The sequence below is a fragment of the Streptomyces fulvorobeus genome (assembly GCF_013167895.1).
In the GTDB taxonomy this organism is placed as follows: Bacteria; Actinomycetota; Actinomycetes; order Streptomycetales; family Streptomycetaceae; genus Streptomyces; species Streptomyces fulvorobeus.
The window spans coordinates 5,268,135-5,293,474 of record NZ_BLWC01000001.1 but is presented as its reverse complement, the minus strand read 5'-3'; the positions used below and the strand labels follow the sequence as shown (position 1 = coordinate 5,293,474).

Annotated in this window: 24 protein-coding genes and 2 pseudogenes; 8 read left to right on the top strand and 18 right to left on the bottom strand. The window is 71.9% G+C overall.

The features are described 5' to 3' along the window. Positions 1–8 precede the first annotated feature (8 nt). The 9 genes and pseudogenes from Sfulv_RS23760 to Sfulv_RS23720 all read right to left on the bottom strand — a co-directional run. Positions 9–1,058: pseudogene (locus Sfulv_RS23760) on the bottom strand (DEAD/DEAH box helicase); the annotation flags it as partial. Positions 1,059–1,373: 315 nt separating this feature from the next. After that, positions 1,374–1,577, bottom strand: a complete 204-nt coding sequence (locus Sfulv_RS23755; RefSeq protein WP_173316550.1) for a cold-shock protein — start codon at positions 1,575–1,577, stop codon at positions 1,374–1,376. 400 nt (positions 1,578–1,977) lie between these two features. Next, entirely contained in the window at positions 1,978–2,313 is a 336-nt protein-coding gene (locus Sfulv_RS23750; RefSeq protein ID WP_173316549.1) for a helix-turn-helix domain-containing protein, read from the bottom strand. Positions 2,314–3,139: 826 nt separating this feature from the next. Then, the gene (locus tag Sfulv_RS23745; RefSeq protein ID WP_173316548.1) at positions 3,140–3,736 is read right to left on the bottom strand and encodes a hypothetical protein; all 597 of its coding nucleotides are present in this window, start codon (positions 3,734–3,736) and stop codon (positions 3,140–3,142) included. Between the two features lie 55 nt (positions 3,737–3,791). After that, positions 3,792–4,958: an ROK family glucokinase gene (locus Sfulv_RS23740; protein ID WP_173316547.1), complete on the bottom strand. Its 1,167-nt coding sequence runs from the start codon at positions 4,956–4,958 to the stop codon at positions 3,792–3,794. A 111-nt stretch (positions 4,959–5,069) separates the two neighbouring features. After that, entirely contained in the window at positions 5,070–5,912 is an 843-nt protein-coding gene (locus Sfulv_RS23735) for an ATP-binding cassette domain-containing protein (RefSeq protein WP_173316546.1), read from the bottom strand. Beyond that, positions 5,879–6,943, bottom strand: coding sequence for an ABC transporter permease (locus Sfulv_RS23730; RefSeq protein WP_173316545.1), 1,065 nt, complete (start codon positions 6,941–6,943; stop codon positions 5,879–5,881). The genes Sfulv_RS23735 and Sfulv_RS23730 overlap by 34 nt, the downstream gene beginning before the upstream one ends. Further along, positions 6,940–7,950: a sugar ABC transporter substrate-binding protein gene (locus Sfulv_RS23725; RefSeq protein ID WP_443098582.1), complete on the bottom strand. Its 1,011-nt coding sequence runs from the start codon at positions 7,948–7,950 to the stop codon at positions 6,940–6,942. Before Sfulv_RS23725 ends, Sfulv_RS23730 begins: the two co-directional genes overlap by 4 nt. 196 nt (positions 7,951–8,146) lie before the next feature. After that, positions 8,147–8,905: a GntR family transcriptional regulator gene (locus Sfulv_RS23720; RefSeq protein WP_173316543.1), complete on the bottom strand. Its 759-nt coding sequence runs from the start codon at positions 8,903–8,905 to the stop codon at positions 8,147–8,149. Positions 8,906–9,036: 131 nt separating this feature from the next. Between Sfulv_RS23720 and Sfulv_RS23715 the strand changes: the two genes are divergently transcribed. Continuing rightward, complete coding sequence (locus tag Sfulv_RS23715; RefSeq protein ID WP_173316542.1) at positions 9,037–10,038, top strand: Gfo/Idh/MocA family protein; 1,002 nt, start codon at positions 9,037–9,039, stop codon at positions 10,036–10,038. A gap of 120 nt (positions 10,039–10,158) precedes the next feature. Here the strand turns inward: Sfulv_RS23715 and Sfulv_RS23710 are convergent, their stop codons facing one another. Next, the gene (locus Sfulv_RS23710; protein ID WP_173316541.1) at positions 10,159–10,899 is read right to left on the bottom strand and encodes a response regulator; all 741 of its coding nucleotides are present in this window, start codon (positions 10,897–10,899) and stop codon (positions 10,159–10,161) included. Further along, the gene (locus tag Sfulv_RS23705; RefSeq protein WP_173316540.1) at positions 10,896–12,113 is read right to left on the bottom strand and encodes a sensor histidine kinase; all 1,218 of its coding nucleotides are present in this window, start codon (positions 12,111–12,113) and stop codon (positions 10,896–10,898) included. The genes Sfulv_RS23710 and Sfulv_RS23705 overlap by 4 nt, the downstream gene beginning before the upstream one ends. A gap of 145 nt (positions 12,114–12,258) precedes the next feature. On the opposite strand from Sfulv_RS23705, the gene Sfulv_RS23700 reads away from it, so the two are divergent. Further along, positions 12,259–12,462: a hypothetical protein gene (locus Sfulv_RS23700; RefSeq protein WP_173316539.1), complete on the top strand. Its 204-nt coding sequence runs from the start codon at positions 12,259–12,261 to the stop codon at positions 12,460–12,462. Here the strand turns inward: Sfulv_RS23700 and Sfulv_RS23695 are convergent. Together Sfulv_RS23695 and Sfulv_RS23690 are read right to left on the bottom strand one after the other, a co-directional pair. Continuing rightward, positions 12,452–13,381: a DMT family transporter gene (locus Sfulv_RS23695; RefSeq protein WP_173316538.1), complete on the bottom strand. Its 930-nt coding sequence runs from the start codon at positions 13,379–13,381 to the stop codon at positions 12,452–12,454. The genes Sfulv_RS23700 and Sfulv_RS23695 overlap by 11 nt on opposite strands. A gap of 163 nt (positions 13,382–13,544) precedes the next feature. Beyond that, positions 13,545–14,024 (bottom strand): hypothetical protein, encoded by a 480-nt coding sequence (locus Sfulv_RS23690; RefSeq protein ID WP_173316537.1) that lies wholly within the window; start codon positions 14,022–14,024, stop codon positions 13,545–13,547. 39 nt (positions 14,025–14,063) lie between these two features. Between Sfulv_RS23690 and Sfulv_RS23685 the strand changes: the two genes are divergently transcribed. Beyond that, positions 14,064–15,020 (top strand): helix-turn-helix transcriptional regulator, encoded by a 957-nt coding sequence (locus tag Sfulv_RS23685; RefSeq protein ID WP_173316536.1) that lies wholly within the window; start codon positions 14,064–14,066, stop codon positions 15,018–15,020. 225 nt (positions 15,021–15,245) lie between these two features. Here Sfulv_RS23685 and Sfulv_RS23680 read toward each other — a convergent pair whose 3' ends face one another. The 3 genes and pseudogenes from Sfulv_RS23680 to allB form a co-directional block, all read right to left on the bottom strand. Further along, the gene (locus Sfulv_RS23680) at positions 15,246–15,575 is read right to left on the bottom strand and encodes a putative quinol monooxygenase (protein ID WP_173316535.1); all 330 of its coding nucleotides are present in this window, start codon (positions 15,573–15,575) and stop codon (positions 15,246–15,248) included. Positions 15,576–15,667: 92 nt separating this feature from the next. After that, a complete protein-coding gene (gene alc / locus Sfulv_RS23675; protein ID WP_173316534.1) occupies positions 15,668–16,783 on the bottom strand; it encodes an allantoicase in 1,116 nt (371 codons plus the stop codon). Between the two features lie 2 nt (positions 16,784–16,785). Further along, positions 16,786–18,128, bottom strand: a pseudogene (gene allB, locus Sfulv_RS23670) (allantoinase AllB). A 335-nt stretch (positions 18,129–18,463) separates the two neighbouring features. On the opposite strand from allB, the gene Sfulv_RS23665 reads away from it, so the two are divergent. Continuing rightward, on the top strand, positions 18,464–19,264 hold the full coding sequence (locus Sfulv_RS23665; protein ID WP_173316532.1) for an IclR family transcriptional regulator: 801 nt from the start codon (positions 18,464–18,466) through the stop codon (positions 19,262–19,264). Between the two features lie 131 nt (positions 19,265–19,395). On the opposite strand, the gene Sfulv_RS23660 is transcribed toward Sfulv_RS23665, so the two are convergent. Then, positions 19,396–19,701, bottom strand: coding sequence for a DUF5955 family protein (locus Sfulv_RS23660; RefSeq protein ID WP_371874700.1), 306 nt, complete (start codon positions 19,699–19,701; stop codon positions 19,396–19,398). Between the two features lie 216 nt (positions 19,702–19,917). Between Sfulv_RS23660 and Sfulv_RS23655 the strand changes: the two genes are divergently transcribed. Together Sfulv_RS23655 and aceB are read left to right on the top strand one after the other, a co-directional pair. Continuing rightward, the gene (locus Sfulv_RS23655; protein ID WP_173316530.1) at positions 19,918–20,523 is read left to right on the top strand and encodes a nucleotidyltransferase family protein; all 606 of its coding nucleotides are present in this window, start codon (positions 19,918–19,920) and stop codon (positions 20,521–20,523) included. Positions 20,524–20,780: 257 nt separating this feature from the next. Beyond that, positions 20,781–22,400 (top strand): malate synthase A, encoded by a 1,620-nt coding sequence (aceB, locus tag Sfulv_RS23650; protein WP_173316529.1) that lies wholly within the window; start codon positions 20,781–20,783, stop codon positions 22,398–22,400. 139 nt (positions 22,401–22,539) lie between these two features. Here aceB and Sfulv_RS23645 read toward each other — a convergent pair whose 3' ends face one another. Next, positions 22,540–23,502 carry a fibronectin type III domain-containing protein gene (locus Sfulv_RS23645; RefSeq protein WP_173316528.1) on the bottom strand — a complete coding sequence of 321 codons (963 nt, stop codon included), beginning with the start codon at positions 23,500–23,502 and terminating at the stop codon, positions 22,540–22,542. Positions 23,503–23,663: 161 nt separating this feature from the next. Here Sfulv_RS23645 and Sfulv_RS23640 point away from each other — a divergent pair, with 161 nt between their 5' ends. Together Sfulv_RS23640 and Sfulv_RS23635 are read left to right on the top strand one after the other, a co-directional pair. Beyond that, positions 23,664–24,266: a TIGR03086 family metal-binding protein gene (locus tag Sfulv_RS23640; RefSeq protein ID WP_173316527.1), complete on the top strand. Its 603-nt coding sequence runs from the start codon at positions 23,664–23,666 to the stop codon at positions 24,264–24,266. A gap of 252 nt (positions 24,267–24,518) precedes the next feature. Continuing rightward, the gene (locus Sfulv_RS23635) at positions 24,519–25,340 is read left to right on the top strand and encodes a chitosanase (RefSeq protein WP_305961382.1); all 822 of its coding nucleotides are present in this window, start codon (positions 24,519–24,521) and stop codon (positions 25,338–25,340) included.

The following is a 25,340-nucleotide window of genomic DNA, read 5'->3' as shown; positions in this document are numbered from 1 at the left end:
TCGAAGACGGGCTGCGACTTCCCGCCGTGCGGACCGGCCGCCTGTACGCCGTCGGCCGGCAGGTGGCCGGTGGGCTCGTCCACGGCCCGCCCGGTGTCCACGAACGTGACCACCCGGCCTTCGCGCGCCGCGATCCGCGTCGTCCTACGGTGCTTGTCGGCGCCGTGGACGTGCGGCACGTGACGTTCCGTCGTGGTGACCGCAGCGGAGGGGTCGACGGAGTGGACGACCAGGTCGGTGAAGTAGCGGCGCACCAGGCGGTCGACGTCATGGTCGAGGGTCGCGGAGAACAGCATCCGCTGACCCTCGGGGCGGACCTGGCCCAGCACCTCTGCCACCTGGGGCATGAAACCCATGCCGGCCATCTGATCGGCCTCGTCCAGGACGGTGACCGCGACCTGGTCCAGCAGGCAGTCACCGCGGTCGATGAGGTCATTGAGCCGGCCCGGCGTCGCGACGACGACCTCGGCGCCACCGCGCAGCGCGTTGGCCTGCCTGCCGATCGGCATTCCGCCGACGACGGTGGTCAGGCGCAGCCTCACCGAGCGGGCATACGGGGTGAGCGCGTCGGTCACCTGCTGGGCGAGTTCACGCGTCGGCACGAGGACCAGGGCCAGCGGCCGGCGGGGCTCGGCGCGCTGTCCGGCGGTACGGGCGAGAAGAGCGAGGCCGTAGGCGAGGGTCTTGCCGGAGCCGGTGCGCCCGCGCCCCAGGACATCGCGGCCCGCGAGGGTGTCGGGCAGGGTCGCGCCCTGGATCGGGAAGGGGACGCGCACGCCCTGCGCGGTCAGCGCCGCAAGCAGCTGCTCGGGCATGTCCAGGTCGGCGAACGCCTCGACCACGGGCGGCGTGGGAGAGACCGTCCTCGACCGGGCGAACTCTCCCTGGGCCACCGCGGGCCGCCGGCCGTGTCCGCCCGACCGGCTCGGACCACCTGAACGGCTCGGGGCGGACATGCCGAGGCGTGCGCCCCGCCGCGAACCGGCGTCGGGGCCGAGAGCGAGACCGCCGGCACGGCCGCGGCTGGAGGGACTGTTGTCCGTACGTGTGAGGTTCATCGAGAAACTTCCTTGATACACGGCACGTACCAAGGAATTCCCGCAACGGAGAAACGGTGCGGGGAATCACGAGAAACGGACCGAATGGACTGCTGAAAAGAATGCGGCCTACAGTGAGCCTGGCGCGATACGAAGGCGATGAAACGGGTGACGTCGTACGGACGAGAAATCCGGGGCACCGACCGGTCGCGGCTCCGAAGAGGCACAGGCCCTGAAGGGACACAGCCGGCGCCCAGGGACACCGACGTGGGAATGTCCGTAGCTGGGGCCCGCACCCGTGGGGTGCGGGCCCCAGCTACGGAGTACGCGTCGGCGTCAGGCGGGAACGATGTTCTCGGCCATCAGGCTCTTCTGGCCCGGCGCGATGTCGAAGACGACCTTCTGGCCTTCGAGCAGCTCACGCAAGCCCTGCGCGGCAAAGTTGGAGAAGTGGGCGAACACGTCAGCACCACCACCATCCTGCTCGATGAAACCGAAACCCCTGGCCGCGTTGAACCACTTCACGGTGCCTGATGCCACGCCATGTCTCCTTCGGGGCCCGACCGGCGAATGACCGGCAATACAAAGCGCTTCCAGAGGCCGGTAGTACCGGCGAAGGCGCGCTCGCAGTTCATGGGAATCAAAACTGCAACGGAGCCCGACAGTAGCACGAAGTAATGGAGCAGGCACGGTAGATAACTGCTCTCTCCTAGGTGCGCTATAAACACTCCCGGCATGGCGCGTTAAACCCTCACCTCACGGTCATAGATATCTCCCCGCCCGCAGCGCAGCGTTTCAACAAGAAGGGCAGTCGCGGAACCGGCGGGCGGCACAGCAGAGCGCCCACGCCGAAGGCGTGGGCGAGGAGGACCTGACGACTGCGGACGTCAGGCCCCGAGAGTGCGTGCGGGAACCACCGGCGCCCGGCGGGGGCTCGGCCTCAGACCGCGGGCGGACCGGACGGCCCGGTGGGGCGGTGGTGTTCGGCGTTGATGCGCTGGGCTTCCTGGAGCTGGTCCTCGAGGATGACGATGCGGCAGGCGGCGTCGATGGGGGTGCCCTGGTCGACGAGTTCGCGGGCGCGGGCGGCGATGCGCAGCTGGTAGCGGGAGTAGCGGCGGTGTCCGCCCGGGGAGCGGAGCGGGGTGATGAGGCGGGCTTCGCCGATGGCGCGGAGGAAGCTCTGGGTGGTGCCGAGCATTTCGGCGGCCCGGCCCATGGTGTAGGCGGGGTAGTCGTCGTCGTCGAGACGGCTGACCGGGTCGTCTGCTGTCACGTGCATCTCTCCGGGGAACGCGTTGGAGGGGCCCTGGTGTCCTATGACACCAGGGCCCCGAAGGAACTGCTACACCATCTGCCGACCTTGGTCCTGCGTCGGCCTGCTGTTTCCGTGGCCCCGACCTGCATGATGTCGGGGGTACGGGGATCGCGGTTGCTTGACCGGAGACCACCTCACTATCGATGTCCTGCGGTACCCGGGCCCACAACATCCGCCCGGGCGATCCTGATGGCGTTCGCCTCCTCCGTTCTTCCCTCTGGGAACACTCACCTGTCTCAGAGCCGTACGGCTCTGTGGCCTGTGTCAGCGCCACTCTCCGGCAGCCAGCCCCGTCGCCCGTCCTGCGCCTGCTCTGGCTTGGAACCCCACTGCCGAACCTCCCGGTGCGCGCGTCCGCAGCCGACGCCTTCACCGAGGTGCTGCTCAGTCCTGGCTGCTGAGAACTACCTCAACTGCGGTACTGCTCACGGCGGCCCCTGATCACTGCGGGCCCCCCGGTCCGGTCGCCAGCCCCGTCGCCGTCCTGCAACCACCCTGGCTTCGAAACTCCGCCACCGCACCGTGCTGCACACAACAACTGCGGTACTGCTCCCCGGCAGTTCGTCTCTGCCGGGCCCTGCTGTCTCTCTGGCTACGAGAGAAACCATAGCCATACCACCACCCAATGTCTACTCCAGCCGACATAGATTTCCGCGTGTCCAGCGGAGAGACAGTCGTCACCGGCCATGGAGGGGGTGAGCGGCGTCTTCGCACCACAGCTTCTCGTCCGACTGGGGGATGCCGGACAGGTCACGTCCGGCGGAGCCGCCCGTGCGGTCCCGGCTCAGGGGGTGGCCGCGGACACGACGTAGATGACGGGGGCGGCCGGATCGGTCATGTTGACGGTGATGTTCTGCGTGGGGCGCGGATCCTTGTTGGTGTGCGTCAGCCCCGCCCAGTACACACCCGGTCCGAAGTACCAGCCGGTGATCTTCGTGTCCCGGGGACTGATGGTGACCGCGCCGGGTTCGAGGGCGGCCCGCCCCGTTCCGACGCCGCTCAGGAAGCGGTCCAGCCCGGCCGACGTCGTACGGAACTTCACGTACATCCGGCTGGCCTTCCAGTTGTTGGTCTCGTAGTACTGGACCCCCGTCGCGTTGCCGGGGATCGGGATCTCGAAGATCCGCCGCTGCATGCCGGAGGGCCAGTCCTCGCGCAGTCCCTGCGCCGCCGCCTCGGCCTCCTTGTCCTTGCCTGAGCGGCGGCTCTGCCCCGCGGAGATCACCAGGTAGCCCGCCGGGACGCCGATGAGCAGGACGATCGTGATCGCCGTGATCAGCCGGCGGCGGATCATCCGGCGCCGGTCCTGCGGGGGCGGGCCGTCGCCTTCGCCGGACGGCGAGTCCTGGCGCGGCGCGGCGGTGTGCTCGGCTGCGGTCATGGTCGGAGGTCCCCAGGTGCTGCGGATACGGAGGGCGGAAGGCGGAGCGGCGCGGTCACTCCAGGGTGCGGGCGCTCCGGGTGCTGCGGATGGTGCTCGCCGCCTGGTCGTAGATCTGTGCGTACCGCTCGTACCGCTCGACCCGGCGGCGGTTGGCGCGGCGGAATCTGCGGGCGACCAGGCGTGCCAGGTCCGCGGCGCCGACCATACCCGCCTCGGGGCCGAGCTGTGCCTTCGCGATGCGGGCCTCGGGGCGGTAGCCGCGGCCGGTGAGGTGCCGCTTGAAGGCGTCGCGCGCGGGGCCGATCAGCAGGTCGTCCGCGGCGCTGACGCCGCCGCCGATGACGAAGCAGGACGGGTCGAGCGCGGCGGCGAGGTTGGCGATGCCGACGCCGAGCCACTGGCCGATGTCCTGGAGGAGTTCGACGCACATCGCGTCGCCCTCGCGGGCCAGTTCGGTGATGAGCGGTCCGGTGATGTCGGGGATGTTGCCCTTGACCCGCTCGATGAGGCAATGGGCCACCGGGGAGTCGGCGGCGGCCATTTCCCTGGCCTCGCGCACGAGGGCGTTGCCCGAGCTGTACTGCTCCCAGCAGCCGCGGTTCCCGCACGGGCAGCGGTGGCCGCCCGGTACCACCTGCATGTGGCCGAACTCACCGGCGACGCCGTACTTCCCGCGCTTGACGTGTCCGTCCTCCAGGATCGCGCCGCCGATCCCGGTGCCCAGCGTGATCATGACGAGGTGGTCCTCACCGCGGCCCGCGCCGAAGCGCCACTCCGCCCAGGCGGCCGTGTTGGCGTCGTTGTCGACCATCACGGGGACGACGAGGCGGGAGGCGATGGCGTCGCGCAGCGGTTCGTCGCGCCAGGCGAGGTGGGGGGCGAACAGGACCTTGGAGCGGTCGGCGTCGACCCAGCCGGCCGCGCCGATGCCCACGGCGTGCACGTCGTGCCGGTCGGAGAGGTCCAGGACCAGCTCGACGATGGTGTCCTCGACGACCTTGGGGCTCTTGGACTTGTCCGGCGTCTCGGTCCGCAGCTGTTCCAGGATGTTGCCGTCCGCGTCGACGACGCCGGCCATCACCTTCGTACCGCCGATGTCGATGCCGACGGTCGGCACCCGGGGGGCCGTCAGGTGCGAGCGCCGCTCGCGCGTGCCGACGGTCTTCAGGACGGTGGCGCGGGCGGAGCCGCGGTGTGCGAAGTCGCGGTACGTGCTCATCGTCCCTGCGTCGGTCGGGGGCCGGTGCGTGGTGGCGCCGGCGGCGGACGGTGTCCGTCCCGGTCGATTCTGCCATTGCGTGCCGGTGTCCGTCCGCCGGCCGTGCTGTCCTCAGCTGCCTGCCGCGCCCGGTGCCGGTCCGGTGGCGCGTTCCAGCTCGTGGCTCAGCTCCTCCAGTTCGCTGCCGCCCGCCATCTGCCTGGTCAGCTCGTCCAGCGTGATGCTGTCCCGGGTGTGGCTGCCGGACATGACACCGCGCTTGAGCAGGACGAACCGGTCACCCACCAGGTACGCGTGGTGGGGGTTGTGCGTGATCAGGACCACGCCCAGACCGGCGTCCCTGGCGGCGGCGACGTACTTCAGCACCACGCCGGACTGCTTCACGCCGAGCGCCGCCGTGGGCTCGTCCAGGACGAGGACCTTGGCGCCGAAGTGGACCGCGCGGGCGATGGCCACGCACTGGCGCTCGCCGCCGGAGAGCGTGCCGATCGGCTGGTCGACGTCGCGCAGGTCGATCCCCATCCGCAGCAGCGCCGCGCGGGTCGTCTCGCGCATCAGCCGTACGTCGAGGCGCTTGAGCGGCCCGGCGCCCCTGGTCGGCTCCGAGCCGAGGAAGAAGTTCCGCCAGACCGGCATGAGCGGTACGACGGCGAGGTCCTGGTAGACGGTGGCGATGCCCTGGTCCAGGGCGTCGCGCGGGTTGGCGAGCGTGGTCTCCTCGCCGTCGATCAGGAAGGTGCCGCCGTCGTGCCGGTGCAGCCCCGCGATGATCTTGATGAGGGTGGACTTGCCGGCGCCGTTGTCACCGAGTACGCAGGTGATCTCCCCCGCGTGGACCTCCAGCGAGACGTGTTCGAGCGCCTTGATGTTGCCGTAGAACTTGCTGACGTCGTCGAGTTCGACGAGTGCCTGGGTCGCGGTCATGCCGTCGCCTCCGCGCGCTTGCGCACCCATGCGTTGAGCAGGGTGGCCAGGAGCAGCATCGCTCCGAGGAAGAACTTGAACCAGTCGGGGTTCCACTCCGCGTACACGATGCCCTTGCTGGTCATGCCGAAGATGAACGCCCCGACCGCCGAGCCGATCGCGGAGCCGTAGCCGCCGGTGATCAGGCAGCCGCCGATGACGGCCGCGATGATGTACGTCAGCTCGTTGCCGACGCCTTCGCCCGACTGCACCACGTCGTAGCTGAACAGCAGGTGCTGTCCGGAGACCCAGGCGGCGAAGGCCACCCCGAGGTACAGCCCGATCTTGGTGCGGATCACCGGTACACCGACAGCCCGCGCGGCCTCGGCCTCGCCGCCGACCGCGAAGATCCAGTTGCCGAAGCGGGTGCGCAGCAGGACCCAGGTGGCGATCGCGACGAGCACGAACCACCACAGGATGGTGACCTTCAGCTCCATGCCGCCGATGGTCAGCTGCGAGGCGAAGACCTTGCGGGCCGACCCGAAGCCCTCCATGTCACCGATCGACTTCGTCGACACGGTGCCGCTGATGAGCTTGGTGAAACCGAGGTTGAGCCCGGTCAGCATCAGGAACGTACCGAGCGTGATGATGAAGCTCGGCAGTTTCGTACGGGTGAGCATGAAGCCGTTGAAGGCGCCGAAGGCCAGGGTGACCAGCAGGGAGACGAAGACGCCGACCCAGACGTTGGCCGTCATCTGGTAGCTGAACATCGAGGAGATCAGCGCGGAGCTGGTCACCAGCACCCCGGCGGAGAGGTCGAACTCGCCGCCGATCATCAGCAGGGCCACCGGCGCCGCCATGATCCCGATGGTGGAGGCCGCGTAGAGGACAGTGCCGAAGCTGGATGCCTGCAGGAAGCTGTCGGCGACGACCGCGAAGAAGAGGAAGACGGCCACGGCGCCGACGACCGAGCCGAGCTCGGGGCGGCCGAGGAGGCGGCGCAGCGGCGAGGTGCGCAGCAGCCGTTCGTCGGGCGCGCCGGGTGCGGGGGCCGGTGACGCCGGTTGCCCGGTCGCTGTCATCGGGTTCCCCGCTTCGTGTACTCGGCGAGCTCGGACGCGTCGTCGGCGGTGATGATCTGCGGGCCGGTGAGGACGGGCAGGCCGCCGCCGAGTGCGTTGCGGTTGTAGCGGTGGAGCCAGAGCAGGTCGACGGCCTCGTACCCCTGGAGGTAGGGCTGCTGGTCGACGGCGAAGCCCAGCGTGCCGTCCTTCAGCGCGGTGGCGACCTTGGCGTTCAGGTCGAAGGTGTCGATCTCGGCCTTGCTGCCGGCGCTGTCCTTCGCCTTCACGGCGGCGTCGGCGAACGGGGCGCCGAGCGTGACGACCGCGTCGATGCTCTTGTCGGACTGGAGCTTCGCCTCGATGGACGCCTGGACGTCGGGCATGTTGGTGCCGTCGACGTAGAGGTTCTGCAGCGTGCCGCCGAAGGACTTCTTCGCTCCGTCGCAGCGCTGTTCGTGGCCCACGTTGCCCTGCTCGTGCAGGATGCAGAGGGCCTTCTTGCGGCCCCGCTTGTCGAGCTCGTCGCCCACCGCCTCACCGGCGATCGACTCGTCCTGCCCGATGTGGGTCAGCGCGCCGAACTCCGCGGACTCAGCGGAGCCGGAGTTGACGGTGATCACGGGGATGCCCGCCTTGGTGGCCTTGGCGACGACGGCCTTCATGGCGTCCGGCTTGGCGAGCGTGACGATCAGCCCGTCCACCTTCTTGTCGATCGCCGCCTGGACGAGCTGGGCCTGCTGCTGCGCCTCGTCGTGGTGCGAGTACAGGAAGTTGATGTTGTCCTTCACGGCGGCCTGCTTCGCTCCGCTCTGGACGATGTCCCAGAAGGTGTCGCCGTCGCCCGAGTGGGTGACCATGGCGAAGGTCCACCGCGGTGTGTCCACCGCGGACCGCCCCTCGGCGGCCTGCGCCGCACGCTCCTCCGCCCGCTTGCCGCCGGTGCTGCTGCATCCCACGAGGGACGCCCCCAGCACCGCCGCCAGAACGGCACCCATCGCACGTACCCCTGTCCGAACCCTTGCCACGACGCCGTGCCCTTCCAGTGCTGCTCGCTGTGCTGCTTGGTGGAGCCGGTCGGAGCGCGCTCCCGGCCCGGCTGCCCAAGTATCCCCGAGAGGGTGTGCGCCTCGACCGGCAGGGGAGCGGGGGTGCGGCGCCGGGGTACCACCGTCACACGTCCTGTCCGCACATTCTCACGCACGGGGAGCCGGCGACAGCGGCTCAGGGGCGTACGAGCAGCTGGAACTCGAAGGAGTAGCGCGAGGCGCGGTAGACGTGCGAGCCGAACTCGACCGCGCGCCCGGTGTCGTCGAACGTGGTGCGCCCCATGGTGAGCAGCGGCGCCCCCTCGGACTCCGCGAGCCGCGCCGCCTCCTCCGCGGTGGCGGCCCGCGCCCCCACGGACTGCCGCGCGCTGTGCAGGGTGATGCCGGACGCCCGCATCATCCGGTACAGCCCGGTCGACTCCAGCTCTTCGGTGGAGAGGCCGAGCAGCCCGGCGGGCAGGTGGTTGCGCAGCAGCGCCATGGGTTCGCCGTGGGCGGACCGCAGGCGTTCGACGAGGTGGACCTCGCTGCCCTCGGCGACCCCGAGCTCGGCGGCGACCTCCGCGGTGGCGGGTTCGACGGAGTTGCGCAGGACACGGGTGGCGGGGCGCTGTCCGGCCTTCTCCAGGTCGTCGTAGAGCGAGCTGAGTTCCAGCGGGCGCCGCACCTGGCTGTGCACGACCTGCGTACCGACGCCCCGGCGGCGGACCATCAGTCCCTTGTCCACGAGCGACTGGATCGCCTGGCGGACCGTGGGACGGGAGAGGCCGAGCCGGGACGCGAGGTCGATCTCGTTGCCGAGGAGGCTGCCGGGGGCCAGCCGGCCCTGTTCGACAGCCGCTTCCAGCTGCTGCGCCAGCTGGAAGTAGAGCGGCACCGGGCTGGTGCGGTCCACGCTCAGCGGGAGCGGCTGGTCGGTTCCTTGTGTGGGCACGGAACGAGCCTAGTTCGGTTGTCCTGACAAAGCCATGCCGTCTCGAACGGGCGAACGAGCCGTTCGATCACCCTGTTCAATTGTCAGGACAAATGCTTGACATGTCCAAGGGTGAACGCCACCTTGGGGCCATGCGCATCGGACTTATCGGAACGGGACGTATCGGCACCTTCCATGCGGAGGCGCTCAGCCGCCACCCGGCCGTGGAATCCCTGGTGGTGGCCGACGCCGACCCGGCCCGCGCGGCTCTGGCAGCCGCCCGTACGGGAGCGACCGTCGCCTCGGTGGAGGAACTCCTCGCCCACGGCGTCGACGCGGTGGTGATCGCCTCGGCGACCGCGTCCCACGCCGGGCTCATCGCCCGTGCCGCCCGGTCCGGCCTCCCCGTCTTCTGCGAGAAGCCGATCGCGGTCGACCTGCCGGGCACCCTGCGGGCCCTGGCCGAGGTCGAATCGGCGGGCACCGTCCTGCAACTGGGTTTCATGCGCCGCTTCGACGCCGGGTACGGTACGGCCCGCGCCGCCGTACGGGAGGGGCGGCTGGGCCGGCTGCACACGGTGCGCGCGATCACCTCCGACCCGGCGCCGCCGCCCGCCGCCTACCTGCCGCTCTCAGGGGGCCTGTACCGCGACTGCCTCGTCCACGACTTCGACATGGTGCGGTGGGTGACGGGCCGTGAGGTGGCGTGGGTGTACGCGACGGGGTCGGACGCGGGGCCCGCGATGTTCCGCGAGGCGGGAGACGTCGACGCGGCGGCGGCGCTGCTGACCCTGGACGACGGGACGCTGGTGACGGCCACGGCCACCCGGTGCAACGGCGCCGGGTACGACGTGCGCATGGAGCTGGCGGGCGAGCTGGACCAGATCGCGGTCGGCCTGGACGACCGTACCCCCTTCACGTCGGCGGAGCCGCAGGGTCCCGGAGCCCCGCCGAAGCCGTGGCCCGGCTTCCTGGAGCGGTTCGCCCCGGCGTACGAGGCGGAGCTGGACGCCTTCGTGCGGGTGGTCCGGGGTGAGCTGGCGAACCCGTGCGACGGACGGGAGGCGCTGCACGCCTTGCGGATCGCGGAGGCGTGCGAGTGGTCGCGGCGCGAGCGCCGGCCGGTGGGTATGGCGGAGGTCCCGGGCGGCTGAACGGGTACGTCACTCCCGCGTCGGGGCGGGCGCGGCGGCCCCGGGATCAGCTCACCCGTACGCCGTCACAGCCCGGCCCGACCGGCGTCGAGCCGTGCGGGCGGCGTACTGGCGGCCTTCTCAGCTCCGGTCCGGCCGTTCGGCGCGGGCCGCGGGCCCGGCCGCGTCCTCGTCGAGCAGCCCCGCGTCGTGGATCAGCAGCGCGATCTGGACTCGGTTGTTGAGTCCGAGCTTGGCGAGGACGCGGGAGACGTGCGCCTTGACCGTGGCCACGCTCAGATAGAGCGCGGCGGCGATCTCCGCGTTGGAGGCGCCCCGCCCGACCGCGAGTGCCACCGCCTGCTCGCGTTCGGCCAGCCCGGCGAACCGCTGCCGGGCGCGGTCCGCGCGGCCCGCCCGGTCGTCCGGCGCGCCACCCGCCGCCCGGGCCATGAGCTGCCGGGTGACGGCGGGCGAGAGGACCGGATCTCCGGCGGCGACACGGCACACGGACTCCACGATCAGGGTGGGCGGGGTGTCTTTCAGGACGAAGCCCGCGGCCCCCGCGCGGATGGCGCGCAACACCTGTTCATCGGCGTGGAAGGTGGTGAGGACGACGACTTCGGGGGCGTCGGGCCGGCGGCGTACGGCCTCGGTGGCGGTTAGCCCGTCCATGACCGGCATGCGGATGTCCATGAGTACGACGTCGGGGCGCAGCCGGTCGACGAGTTCTTCGACCTCGGTGCCGTCCGCCCCCTCCCCCACGATGTCGATGGAGTCGGCCCCGCCGAGCATCAGGGTGAGCCCGGCCCGTACGAGCGGGTCGTCGTCCACGATGAGCAGCCGGACCGGTCGCGCCACCGGGGGCGTCGGGGTAGTCATGCGGCCCACGGTAGCCAGGCCCGGACGCCGAAGCCGCCGCCGGGTTCCGGGCCGTGGCCGAGGTGGCCTCCCGCGAGGGTGGCGCGTTCGGTGAGGCCGATGAGGCCCTGGCCCGAGCCGGGAACCCGCTCGAAGGGTTCGACGGGGGCGGGGTTCAGGGCCTCGATGGTGAGCCCGTCGCCGGGGCCGCCGGCCAGGATGAGGGTGACCTCGCTGCCGGGCGCGTGTTTGCGGGCGTTGGTGAGGCATTCCTGGGCGATGCGGTAGACGGTGCGGCCGAGGGCGGCGGGGGCGGCGGCGGGATCGGCCACCCGGTTGCCGAGGGTCACTTTCATGCCCGCGTGCCGGGACTCGGCGACCAGGGCCTCCAGGGAGAGGAGGGTGGGCTGAGGCCGGTCGCTCTCGTCGCCCTCACCGGGTGCCCGCAGCACTCCGATGATCTCGCGGAGGTCCTGGAGGGCCTCGTGGGCGCTGTCCCGGATGACTCCGGCGGCCCGGGCGACCTCGGCCGGGGGCGCGTCCGGCCGGAACTCCAGCGCGCCCGCGTGGACGCTGAGGAGCGTGAGCCGGTGGGCGAGTACGTCGTGCATCTCGCGGGCGATGGCTTCACGGGCCAGCCGCTGGGCCTGTTCCGCGCGGAGCCCGGCCTCGGCCTCGGCGCGGCGGGCGCGTTCGCGGAGGGTCAGGACGAGCTGGCGCCCTGACCGGACGACCATGCCCCAGCTGATGACCAGCAGGATGAGCAGGACGCCGATGATCGTGGAGGCGATCAACGAGACGCCCGGGTCGGGGCGCAGCCACGGTTGCAGGGGCGCGACGGCCAGCGCGCCCGCCGCGACGAGTGCGACCGGCTTGAACGGCCGGTGCACGGCCAGGCTGAACAGCGCGATCAGCAGGGAGCCGGCCGCCACGGGTTCGACGATGCCGATGACGGTGAGGGCCACGGCGAGCGCCACGGGCCACCGCCTTCGGACCCACAGCGCGCAGCAGGCCGCCCCGCCGGCCAGGGCGTCGACGAAGACGGCCGCGTCCGGTGTCGTGGGGTCCGCCTCGACCGTACCGAGGGCCAGCAGGCCGACGCCCACGGCACAGAGGAAGGCCGTGATGTCGACCGCCCAGTCCCGCACCGTGCGCCGCGGCCTGTCCCGGCCGGCCGGAAGCCCGGGGTCCGCCGTCGCCGACGGCAGCAGCCATCGGTACTCCGTTCGCGTCATGCCGGCAAAGCTACGCAGCGGGGAGGCCGGGGAGGGCCGGCGAGTGCGGGGAAGCGACCGAAGTCGCGCGGCCGAAGACTTTCGGCGCGGCTCGGCAGACCGGTGGCCGACGCGGGGGCGCCAGCGTGCGCGCGAGGCTCGGCGCATGAAGAGATTCGTGGAGTCGGTGGGCTTTGTCGTCTTCGTTCAGGGCGTGGCCGGGCTGTTGCACGAGTGGACGGGGTGGTTCCGGCTCTGGGCGGTCGTGCGGCGGGTCGAATTCCTCGAAGCGAACCAGACGTTCGCCCACATCGCGCTGGTGGTGACGGGCGTCGCGGTGATGGTCGCGGCCGAGGCGGTCAAGGAGTGACGGCGGCCCGGTCCGCGCTGCGACGCCCCCACGCGGTACCCGCCAGCACGAGACCGGCCCCCACCACTCCGAGGACGCCGAGCCGATCCCCGCCGATGGAGATGCCCACCGCGGCGGCCCACAGGGGTTCCGTGCCGAGCAGCAGGCTGACCCGGGACGGCGAGGTGCGGCGTACGGACCACATCTGTACGAAGAACGCGAAGAGCGTGCAGAACACGGAGAGGAACAGCAGCCCGGCCCACTCCCCGGCCCCGAACTCCGCGGCGACGGTCCAGGGTGCCGCACCGCTACCGGGAAGGGCGGCGAGAAGGACGAACACGGCTACCGCGCCGCCGAGTTGCACGGTGGTCAGCGACAGCGCGTCGGCGTCCTGGACGGACTTCATCCGGGCCATCAGCAGGACGTGGACGGTACGGGCGACGGCGGCCAGCAGCATGAGGACATCGCCCGTGGAGGGGCTCGTGAAGCCGCCGCCCTGGGTGAGCAGGAGCACCCCAGCCACCGAGAGCCCGGCCGCCGCGAGGAAGGCCCCCGGCGGCCTGATCCTCGTGACGGCGGCCTCGGCGAGCGGGGTGAGGACCATCGTGAGGCTGATGATGAGCCCCGCGTTGGTCGCGGAGGTGTGGACGAGACCGTACGTCTCCAGCAGGAAGATGCCGCTGAGTACGAGCCCGAGCAGTCCGGCGCCGCGCCACTGCGCCGCGTTCAGCGCGCGCAGTCCGCGCCATCCGGCGGCCACCAGGACGGGCAGCACGATCGCGAACCGCAGGACCAGGACGCCGATGACCGTGTGGGTGGTGGTGATGCCCTTGGCCGCCAGATAGCTCGAACCCCAGACGGCGGCGACGACCAGCACGGGCAGATCGGTGAGCCACGCACGGCGCTGGGGCGCGAGGACGGGCACGGTGACAGCGGACACCTGGTTCTCCTGGTTCTCCACAACGGACGGATGTGTGGAGACTTCACCGGCTCACACGCGGAGCGATCACCCTACCGGCCGGGCACGACCTGCGGGAACAGTCGTTCACCGGCCGGATCACGGCGCGTGCGGGGCGGCGCGCGCCCGCCTCCGGCGCCGTCGCTCACCCGCGGTCCCCGGTCGTCCCGGCGGGCATGGAGTCCGCGAGATAACCGCCGAGGTCGGGGCGTGCGGGCGCCAGCACGTGCCGTACCCAGGCATCGCGCTCGTGCAGGAGCGGGGGCAGCTCCCAGACGCAGCCGATCAGGTCGCGGGTCTGGTGCCAAAAGTGCGTCGGGTCGCGGTCCGGACAGCCGAGGGCCGGCTGCCCCGCGACGGCGCCGGCGAAGTGCAGGGCGTTGTCCCACATCCAGCTGTAGACGTTGAGGTAGGCGCCGTCGTCCCCTCCCCGGTGGAGGACGACGAAGGTGGCGGGCGGTGTGCCGTCCGGCTCGGGCAGCAGTGCGGGCAGGAAGGCGTACGCCGCCTCCTCGACCCGGCGGTCGATGCCCGCCGGGTCGGCGGTCACGTGGTAGCGCTTGATGTGCCGGCCGCCGACGTCGATCGGGTCCGGCACGAAGAGGTGTTTCTCGGCGAAGGCCATGGCTGGACCGTACGGACTCTTCACTGACATCCTCTGTCAGTGAAGTCCAGCCGTCTCCTGTCCGTCCTCCTGCTGCTCCAGACCCGGGGCCGGATGACCGCCGCGCAGCTCGCGGCGGAGCTGGAGGTGTCCGTGCGGACCGTCTACCGCGATGTGGAGGCGCTGCACGCGGCGGGCGTACCGCTCTACGGCGATGCCGGGCACAGCGGCGGCTACCAGTTGCTCGCGGGCTACCGGACCCGTCTGACCGGGCTCAACCCGGCTGAGGCGGAGGCGCTGTTCCTCTCCGGGGTCCCCGGTCCGGCCGCCGCGCTCGGCCTCGGCCCGTCCCTCGCCGCCGCACAGCTCAAACTGCGGGCCGCGCTGCCGCCAGCGCTGCGCGACCAGGCCGACCGGATGCGCACCCGGTTCCATCTGGACGCGCCGGGCTGGTACGCCGAGGGCGACGAGGTGCCGTTCCTGGCGCAGGTCGCGGACGCGGTGTGGCAGAGCCGGGTCCTCCATGTCCGCTACCGCCGCTGGAAGGAACCGACGGACGTCGACCGCCGCCTGGAACCGTACGGGCTGGTGCTCAAGGCGGGCCGCTGGTACGTCGTGGCGGGGCCGGGACCGCGCACGTACCGGGTCGACCAGATCCTCGGACTGCGCTGCGGGCCGGAGGAGTTCACGGTTCCGGAGGGTTTCGAGCTGGCCGCACACTGGGAGCGCCATCAGTCGGACTTCCACGCCCGGCTGCACCAGGGCGAGGCCCTGGTCCGGCTGACCACCGGCGCCGCCGCACGTCTCACCGGCGCAGCGGCGCGCGCCGTGGCGGAGAGCGGGAGCGCCGAGGCGGACGGCTGGATCCGGGCGGTGGTGCCCGTCGAGTCGGCCGACCACGCCCTCGGTGTGTTCCTCGCCCTGGGTGCGGGCGTGGAGGTGCTGGAGCCGCCGGAGCTGAGGGCGCGGATCGGTGCGACCGTGCGCGCGCTGGCCGAGCGGTACGCCGCGGGGTGAGCGGGGATCGCGCGCCCGTCCCGGCTCACTCCTGGGCGGGGACGCAGCCGAGCCCGGCCCGGTCGGCACCGGCCGCCGGCCCGGCCTCGACCCGGCCGCCGGCCCGTTCACCGCGGGCCGGCGGGCGGCCACGCCGCGTGCCCCCGGCCGCCGGGCGGGTCGGGGCGCTCTCCCGGCCCGGCCGCCCGGCAGGTCGTTCCCCGCGCCGGGGCGCGCGCCTATGCGTCAGCGGTTGCGGGGGGTGACCTCGGTCATGCGGCTCCAGCCCCCGCCCGGCACCTCGACGTTGATGATCTCCGGCACCTCGGACACCAGCTCGGACATCGTCTCCACCGCCGCCGCGAAGTGCGCGGACCGCACGTGCTCTTCGCCCGCCTCCGGCGAGGCGAAGGCTTCGAGCAGGACGAACTGGTCCGGGTTCTCGACGCTGTACGACCAGTCGAAGAAGAGGTTGCCCGGCTCCTGGCGGGTGGCCAGGGTGAAGTCGTGTACGGCCGGAAGCCAGTTGTCCCGCTCGGCGCTGCGCACGGTGAACTTGACGGCGATGAAGATCATGGGAAGCTCCTGGTCGGTTCGGCCGGCGGGCCTCCATTCAAGCCCTCCGAGGCACTGAGGACAAACGGCACCCGCGGGACGCCGGACGCTTGTCAGCCGCCCAGTTCGCGGTGGCGCGCGGCCAGCGCCGCCGCGCCCTCCGCGGTCAGCGAGCCGAAGAGCCGCAGCCGGGAGATCCCGCCGTCCGGGAAGATGTCGATCCGCACGTGGGTGCCGACGACGGCCTCGGGCAGGACGAAGCGGTGGTTCGTGTCGGGCTGGAGCCGGGTCCGGGGCAGGATCTCGGCCCAGTCGCCGGTCTCCCCGTTCCGCACCGAGAGCGTCGCCCAGCCCGCGGAGTTGCCCTTGAGGCAGGCGGTGTCGATCTCGACGGCGCCGATCCGCGCCTGCGCGGCCAGCCGGTAGCGAATCCAGTCGTTGCCCCGGTCGCGGCGGCGCCGGGTCTCCCAGCCGTCGTCCATCTTGTGGGAGCGGCCGGGCTGGATCGTGTGGGTGGCCGGTGAGTAGAAGCGGTCGGACGCGTCCTCGACCTGGGTGCCGTTCTCCAGGGCCGCGAGGTCGAAGGTGCCGAGTGCGGCGAGCCAGGCGGGGTCGGGGGCGACTTCCCCGTACACCCGCAGGCGGGCTATCCCGCCGTCCGGGTGCTGGTTGACCCGCAGGTGGGTGAAGCGCTGCTCGGCGTCGACGGCGAAACCGTTGGCCGCGTGGCCGCCGACCGCCGTGCGGGGCACCAGGGTTGTCCACTTCACGTCCGGCGCGAGCAGCTCGTCGGGTGACGGGGAGCCGGGCAGGGAGACCGCCTGGACGGAGACCGCCTGCGGGTAGTTGCCCCGGAAGTGCGCGGTGTCCACGACCAGTCCGCGTACGACGCCGGGCGCCCCGAGCCGGACGAGCGCCCAGTCGTGGTCGTCCTCGGTGGGGTGGGGCCGCGCGGCGCTCACCCCGCGGCGGCGCCGGGTCTCCCAGCCGTCCATGATCTTGCCCTTGTGTCCGAAGCGTTCGGGGTCGAAGACCGCGGGCCCCGGCTTCAGCAGGTTCTCGCGTTCGGCGAAGAACTCGTCGTTGGCGGCGATCACTCCGGCGCCGAGGCGGCGGTCGGCGAGGTCGACGAGCTGGGAGAAGGGGAACTCCGCGGTGCGGTAGTCGGCGTACGGGTCGCCGCCCCCGTACGGGCTCGCGTCACCGGTGAAGCGCGGGATGGCCGTCATGGTCAGGAGTTCCTTTCGAGCAGCCGGCCGGTGGGCTCGGCGAGGACGCCCTCGTCCGCGATCCGTACGCCGCGCAGCCAGGTGGACTTGACGACGCCGTCCAGGGTCTTTCCCGCGTAGGCGGTGACCTGGTTGCGGTGGAAGAGCTCGGCGGGGTCGACGGTGAAGCTCTCGTCGGGGGCGAGTACGGCGAAGTCGGCGTCGCGGCCGGCCTCGATGGCACCCTTGCGGGTCAGTCCGGCCAGCTCGGCGGGGGCGGCGGACATCCAGCGCACCACGTCGTCGATGCCGTGTCCGCGCCTGCGGGCCTCGGTCCAGATGGCGGGGAGGCCGAGCTGGAGGGAGGAGATACCGCCCCACGCGGAGGCGAAGTCCGGAGTCTTGAGGTCGGTGGTGCAGGGCGAGTGGTCGGAGACGATGCAGTCGATCGTGCCGTCGGCGAGCCCTTGCCACAGCGCGTCCTGGTTGGCGGCCTCCCGGATGGGCGGGCAGCACTTGAACTCCGTCGCCCCGTCCGGGACCTCCTCGGCGGTGAGGGTGAGGAAGTGCGGGCAGGACTCGACGGAGACCCGGACGCCCTCGCGCTTCGCGGCGGCGATCGGCGCCAGCGCGTCGCTGGACGACAGGTGCAGGACGTGGACGCGGGCGTTCAGCCGCCTCGCGTGGGCGATGAGGCCGGCGATCGCGGTGTTCTCCGCGTCGCGGGGCCGGGAGGCGAGGAAGTCGGCGTACGCGGGACCGCCGCGCTGCGGCGCGGACTCCAGGTGGTGCGGGTCCTCGGCGTGCACGATCAGCAGTCCGCCGAGACCGGAGATCTCGGCCATGGAGCGGGCCAGCTGCTCCTGGTCGAGCTCCGGGAACTCCTCGACGCCCGAGGGGGACAGGAAGCACTTGAAGCCGAAGACCCCGGCCTCGTACAGAGGGCGCAGGTCCTTCGTGTTGGTCGGGATCGCGCCGCCCCAGAAGCCGGTGTCGACGTGCACCTTGGGCGCCGCCACCCGCTGCTTGGTGCGCAGGTGGCCGACGGTCGTGGTCGGTGGCAGGGAGTTGAGGGGCATGTCGAGGAGGGTCGTGATGCCGCCCGCGGCGGCGGCGCGGGTGGCGGTGTGGAAGCCTTCCCACTCGGTGCGGCCCGGGTCGTTCACATGCACGTGGGTGTCGACGAGGCCGGGCAGCAGGATGTCGTCGCCGAAGTCCTCCAGGCGGGCGCCCGCGGGCACCTCGGCGTCGTACGGAAGGACGGCGTCGATCGTCCCGCCGGCGACGGCGACCGTCGCGGGGCGCGTCCCCCGGGGGTGACGACGCGCGTCGAGCGCAGTACCAGGTTCACGTCCGCACCGGACACCCGTGCTCCTCACTTCGTGGTTTCAACGAACTGTTGAACGAACTGCTGGGAGTCTTCATCGGAGATTCTTCCTCGTCAAGACCTTCACCGCGCCCGCCGGGCAGTCGGCCGGCTTCGTGCGAGAGCGCCTGGAGGTTTCCACAAAGTAGAATACTAATTCCGCAGCGCGGAATGTAGCATGAGCCAGGAGGAGCCCCGGGCGACCACCCCGGCGACCTGGCGCACCGGACGGAACCGCCCCTGACCGGCAAGGACGCCGCTGCGGGACAGTGGGCCGATCGGGAACCGCCCGGTAGGCTGGCGCCTTGCTGTTCCGCATCGAAAGGACCGTTGACGTGCCGCCGTCCCACGCCAGCACATCCGACTCCAAGCCCGCCGGCCCCAGCGGCGGCGTGCAGTCCCTTGAACGCGCCTTCGATCTGCTGGAACGGATGGCGGACGCCGGGGGCGAGGTCGGGCTGAGCGAGCTCTCCGCGAGCAGCGGACTGCCCCTGCCCACCATTCACCGGCTGATGCGCACCCTGGTCGTGTGCGGCTACGTCCGCCAGCAGCCCAACCGCCGCTACGCGCTGGGCCCGCGGCTGATCCGGCTCGGCGAGTCCTCGTCCCGGCTGCTCGGCACCTGGGCCCGCCCCTACCTCCAGCGGCTGGTCGAGGAGACCGGCGAGACGGCGAACATGGCCCTGCTCGACGGCGACGAGATCGTGTACGTCGCCCAGGTGCCGTCGAAGCACTCGATGCGCATGTTCACCGAGGTGGGCCGCCGGGTCCTCCCCCACTCCACGGGCGTGGGCAAGGCACTGCTGGCGAACACTCCGGCCGACGAGGTGCGGGCCCTGCTCGCGCGTACGGGCATGCCGGCCGCGACCGAGAAGACCATCACCACCCCGGACGGCTTCCTCGACGCGCTCGACGTGGTGCGCAGGGCCGGTTACGCGGTCGACGACAACGAGCAGGAGATCGGGGTCCGCTGCCTGGCGGTCTCGGTCCCCAACTCCCCCACATCCGCGGCGATCTCGATCTCGGGACCGGCCGGGCGGGTGACCGAGACGGCGACGGAGCGGATCGTACCGATCCTCCAGCAGGTCGCGAAGGAACTCTCCGAGGTACTGGCGAGCAGCGGCGCCGCGAGCTGAGGCCGCGGGACCGGTCCGTGCGGCCGCGTCCGGCGCGCTCCCGGCCTGTGCGCGGACTCCCAGGACGGGCGGCCGTCCCGCCGCCCCGCCATCCGGTCCATCCGCCGCCGGCCCCCTGCCCCGTACGCGGTTCAGCGGCGCGGCGGCTCCCCGAAGAGGTCCACCGCCATCCGTACCTCCCTGAGCCCGCGGGCCAGGGCACTGACCGAGCCGATCGCCCCCGCGACCAGCAGCAGCGAGCGGCGCAGCCGGGGGATCTCCGGAGCGCCGCCTGCCGCCATGGCGTCCAGCGCCGCGAGCTCGTCCTCGGCGATTCCCCGGTCCGGGAAGTCCGCGGGATGGGCGGCAAGCTGTCTGCGGAGCCGGGAGAGCGCCGTGCGCAGCTCCGTCACCCTCGGGTCGTCCGCGCCGCTTCCGGTCACCCGCTTCTGCTGCACGTTCCGCAACAAAACACTCCCCCTCGCACGCCGTTGTACCGGTGTATCGATCAGGTCCCCGACGGTGGTCAAGTCCCTGGGATCATCCGCAAGTTAACGGCATCGAAGGTGGCCGGCGCCACACCGTGGGCGGAATGGGGGGTGACCCCTTCGGGTGACGTTCCTTTCACGTGTGCGAACGGCGCGGCGGCGCCGGAGCAGTGATATCCAGGGTTCATGTCCTCTTCACACGAGAACCCGGTGGTCGCGGGTGTCCTGCTCGCCGCGGGTGGCGGCCGCCGGCTCGGCGGCAGGCCGAAGGCGCTGCTGACGCACCGCGCCCGCCCCCTGGTGGAGCACGCCCTGCGGACGCTGCGGGAGGGGGGCTGCGGACCCCTCCACGTGGTGCTGGGCGCGGCGGCCGACGAGGTGCGCGAGCGGGCCGATCTGTCCGGGTGCGTGGTGACGGAGAACCCCGGGTGGGAGCGGGGCATGGGCTCCTCGCTCCGCACGGGGCTCGGCTCGCTCGCCGGGAGCGGGGCGGACGCGGCACTGGTGCTGCTGGTCGACCAGCCGGGGATCGGGGCGCGGGCGGTGGCCCGGGTGCGGTCGGCGTACCGGGGGCGGTCGGGTCTCGCCGCGGCCTCGTACGACGGGAAGCGCGGCCACCCTGTGCTGTTCGGCGCGGAGCTCTGGGCGGACGTCGGGGCGGCGGCGGTGGGGGACCAGGGGGCGCGGGCGTATCTGCGGGCGCACCGCGATGCGATCACGCTCGTCGAGTGTTCCGATGTGGCTCAGGCGTACGACATCGACACGGTGGAGGATCTGGCACACCTGGAGTGAACGGCGGCGGCGAACCGGCCGTACGCGCCGTGGCACCCCGCGCCAGCGACGCGGCACGTCTGTCGACCCGGAGAATCTCGACATCAACAAACCATTGAACTTCCACCATGAGGAAACTACTATCCACAGGTCAGAAGCGCTCTGTAGCCCGCACAGCGCCCACGGCCGTATCCCGGAGCCCTGGCACGCCGTGCCGTCGAGGCGACCCGGCGGCCGTGAGAGGCCGCTCGCACCACCCGCTGAAGGAGTGACAGCTCATGTCCGCACCAGCGCCGTCCACGCTGGCCATCGTCGATGCCGAGCCCCTGCCCCGGCAGGATGAGGTCCTGACCCCCGAGGCCCTCGCGTTCGTGGCCGAGCTGCACCGGCGGTTCACACCCCGCCGTGACGAGCTGCTCGCCCGCCGGGGTGAGCGCCGCGCCGAGATCGCGCGTACTTCCACCCTCGACTTCCTCCCGGAGACCGCACAGCTCCGCGAGGACGACTCCTGGAAGGTCGCGCCGGCCCCGGCCGCGCTCGACGACCGCCGGGTGGAGATCACCGGTCCGACCGACCGCAAGATGACCGTCAACGCCCTGAACTCGGGCGCGAAGGTCTGGCTCGCCGACTTCGAGGACGCGTCCGCCCCCACGTGGGAGAACGTGATCCTCGGCCAGCTCAATCTGACCGACGCCTACGACCGTGCGATCGACTTCACCGACCCCGGGTCCGGCAAGTCGTACGCCCTGAAGCCCGCCGCCGACCTCGCGACCGTCGTCATGCGCCCGCGCGGCTGGCACCTGAACGAGCGCCATCTCCAGCTCGACGGCACGCCGGTGCCCGGTGCGCTGGTCGACTTCGGCCTCTACTTCCTCCGCAACGCCCAGCGCCTGATCGACCTCGGCAAGGGCCCGTACTTCTACCTCCCGAAGACGGAGTCGCACCTGGAGGCGCGCCTCTGGAACGACATCTTCGTCTTCGCCCAGGACTACGCCGGCATCCCGCAGGGCACGGTCCGCGCGACCGTGCTGATCGAGACGATCACCGCCGCGTACGAGATGGAGGAGATCCTCTACGAGCTCCGCGACCACGCGTCCGGGCTGAACGCCGGCCGCTGGGACTACCTCTTCTCCATCGTCAAGAACTTCCGTGACGGCGGCTCCAAGTTCGTGCTCCCCGACCGCAACCTCGTCACCATGACGGCGCCGTTCATGCGGGCGTACACCGAACTCCTGGTGCGCACCTGCCACAAGCGCGGCGCACACGCGATCGGCGGCATGGCGGCCTTCATCCCCTCGCGCCGCGACGCGGAGGTCAACAAGGTGGCGTTCGAGAAGGTCAAGGCGGACAAGGACCGCGAGGCCCACGACGGCTTCGACGGTTCCTGGGTCGCCCACCCCGACCTCGTGCCGATCGCCATGGCCTCCTTCGACGCGGTCCTCGGCGACCGGCCGAACCAGAAGGAACGCCTGCGCGAGGACGTCTCGGTGGCGCCCGGCGACCTCATCGCCATCGACACCCTGGACGCCAGGCCCACGTACGAGGGTCTCCAGAACGCCGTCGCGGTCGGCATCCGCTACATCGAGGCGTGGCTGCGCGGCATGGGCGCCGTCGCCATCTTCAACCTGATGGAGGACGCCGCCACCGCCGAGATCTCGCGCTCGCAGATCTGGCAGTGGATCAACGCGGACGTGGTCTTCGAGAACGGCGTGCACGCCACGGCGGAGCTGGCCCGCCAGGTCGCCGCCGACGAACTGGCCGCGATCCGGGCCGAGATCGGCGAGGAGGCGTTCGCCGCCGGCAAGTGGCAGCAGGCCCACGACCTCCTGCTCCAGGTCTCCCTGGACCAGGACTACGCGGAGTTCCTGACCCTCCCGGCGTACGAGCAGCTGCGCTGACCCGCACGCCTGCGCGACCGCCCGCCCCGGTGCCCCACGGCGCCGGGGCGGTGGGCTGTCCGCGACGGGGAGGCCGCGGCTCCCGGACCCGCGCGGGAGGACGTCCGGACGGCGGCCTCCGCGGCGGGCGCGGCGCCGGTCAGCCGGGCAGAGCGACCGTGCGCTGGGCGGAGAAGTCGCCCCAGGTGCCGTCCGGCAGTTTGGCGCGGATCTTCAGTGAGTAGCGGGTGCCGGGCGGATCATCGAGGGTCAGGCGGTACGTCGCCCGGCCCTTGGGCGGGGTGCCGCCCCAGACGATCGTCGTGGTCAGCTTTCCGTCGAGGAAGAGCTGGTACGCCGGAATCACGCCGCCGGTGTCGGGCTGGTCCCAGGACAGCTCGACGACGGACTCGCCGCCCTCGGCACTCAACGACGTCCGCAGACCGGTGGGGGCGGTGCTCGCGGGCGCACCGGGAACGGACGCGGTGGTGAGGTCCACGGCGTTGCTGTCCGGCGAGGACTTCTCCGACGCGTCACGGGCCCGGACGGTGAAGGTGTAGACCGTGCCGGGGCGCAGCCCGCTCAGCCGGGCCGTCGTCCGCGCGCCGGGCACGCTGTGGATACGGGCGTCCTCCTGGTAGATGTCGTACGAGGTGACGGACACGTCGTCCGTCGAGCCGCCCCAGGACAGGGTGGCGGTCCGGCTGCCGCCCGCCGTGGCGCGCAGTTTCACGGGGGCGGTGGGCGCCTCGGTGTCGGAGGGGGCGGGCGCGGGGGTGGTGACCCGCGCGGCGGCGCTCGGCCGGGAGAGGTTCCCGGCGCCGTCGCGGGCCCGGACGGTGAAGGTGTACGCCGTCGCGGCGGCCAGGCCGTCGACATCGGTCATCCGCTTCGCCGCCGGCACGGAACCGACCTTCCGGCCCTCGCGGTAGATCTCGTACCCGGTGATCGCCTTGTTGTCGGTGGCGCGCTCCCACATGACGTGCACCGAGGTGGCGCTGCCCGCCTGCGCGGTCACCCCTCGGGGCGTCGTCGGTTTCTGCGTGTCGGCGGCGGCGGTACCGGCGCAGCCCGTGAGCACGGCAAGGAGCAGGGCGGTGGAACAGGTCAACACAACGTGCATGTGGGGGCGTTGCACGGTCCTGCCTTCCCCTTCGGAAGCAATGGTCCAGACCTGTATGCCACGGCGCGGGGGTCGCCGACAAGGGGCGGGGCAGAACCTTCCGCAATGTGCCGTTGTGCGGCCGCCGATGAGTTCCGGGCGCCGCGGGGGTCTGAGGGAGTATGGAAACGAACAGGACGACTCCCGCCCTCGACCTGCGGTCGGCCGCCAGGCAGATGCGCTCGCTGCTCCCGGCCGTCGAGGACCACCGGCTCGACGACCCGACGCCTTGTCCCGACTACGCGGTACGGGAGCTGCTCGCCCACGTCGTCGGGCTGGCCACGGCCTTCCGCGACGCGGCCCGCAAGGAGTTCGGGCCCACGACCGACACCTCCCCCGACGCGGCTCTGCCGGTGCTCGGCGGGGACTGGCGCGAGGCGCTGCCGCGCCTGCTCGACGAACTGGTGACGGCCTGGGACTCCCCCGCCGCCTCGCAGGGCATGACCCGGGCGGGCGGTGTGGACCTGCCGGGCGAGGTGGCCGGTCTGGTCGCGCTCAACGAACTGGTCGTGCACGGCTGGGACCTGGCCCGGTCGACCGGGCAGGAGTTCCGGGCCGACGAGGTGGACCTGCGCCTCTCGGAGGCACTGCTGACCCCGGCGGAGGGCGGTCCGGGGAGCTCGGACATCTTCGGGCCGCCGGTCCCCGTACCGGCCGGCGCCCCGCTGCTCGACCGGGTGATCGCGCTGAGCGGCCGAAGGCCCGACTGGCGGCCGGGCGACTGAGCCGGCCGCGCACCCGGCTCACGGAGCGCGGCTCGTGAACCCGAGAACCCGTGCAGTGGCGGAGTGGCGGAGCTCAGCTCGTGAAGGACCCGGTGATGTCGTGGGCGACCTGCTCCGCCCGGATCGCGGGCATCCGGTGATCACGGCCTGGGCCACGCTCCCGCCGGTTCCCTCCGTCCACACGGGGTGCGGGCCGGTCAGCTGGGCCGGCACCACGTCCCGGGCCCCTCTCCGGCCTGGCAGGCTTGGCGTGTGATCCACACCGTTCGCTCCCTGTTCGTATCCGCCGCGGCCACCGCCCTCGCGGCGGCCGCAGTCCTGTCCGGCTGCTCGGGACTGACCGGTTCCGCCCCCGGGAACGACCTCGACGACCCGGCCAAGAAGCGGCTCGCCATGCAACTGGTGTCGAGCGCGGAGAACTCCTCGCTGGACTGGAAGGCGCAGTACGCGTACATCGAGGACATCGGTGACGGCCGCGGCTACACTGCGGGCATCATCGGCTTCTGCTCCGGCACCGGCGACATGCTCGCCGTGGTCGAGCGGTACGCGGCGGCCAGGCCCGGCAATCCGCTGGAGCGGTACCTGCCCGCGCTCCGCGCGGTGCGGGGCAGCGACGCGCACACCGGTCTCGGCCGGCCGTTCACCGGGGCATGGGCGAGGGCGGCAGCGGACCCCGCCTTCCGCTCGGCGCAGGACGCGGAGCGTGACCAGACCTATTTCGACCCGTCGGTCGGGCGGGCCAAGGACGACGGCCTGAGCGCACTGGGGCAGTTCATCTACTACGACGCCTATGTGATGCACGGCCAGGGCGACACGGACGGCTCGGTCGGCTTCGCCACGATACGGCGTGAGGCTCTCGCGGAGGCCGATCCGCCCGGGCGGGGAGGTGACGAGAAGAGGTATCTGCACGCCTTCCTCGACGCCCGCGTGGCCGCCATCCGCAAGGAGCCCTCCCACACCGACACCAGCCGGGTGGAGACCGCCCAGCGCGTATTCGTACGCGAAGGCAGACTCCAGCTGGAGACTCCGCTGCGCTGGCGGGTGTACGGCGAGAGCTTCCACATCAGCCGGTGA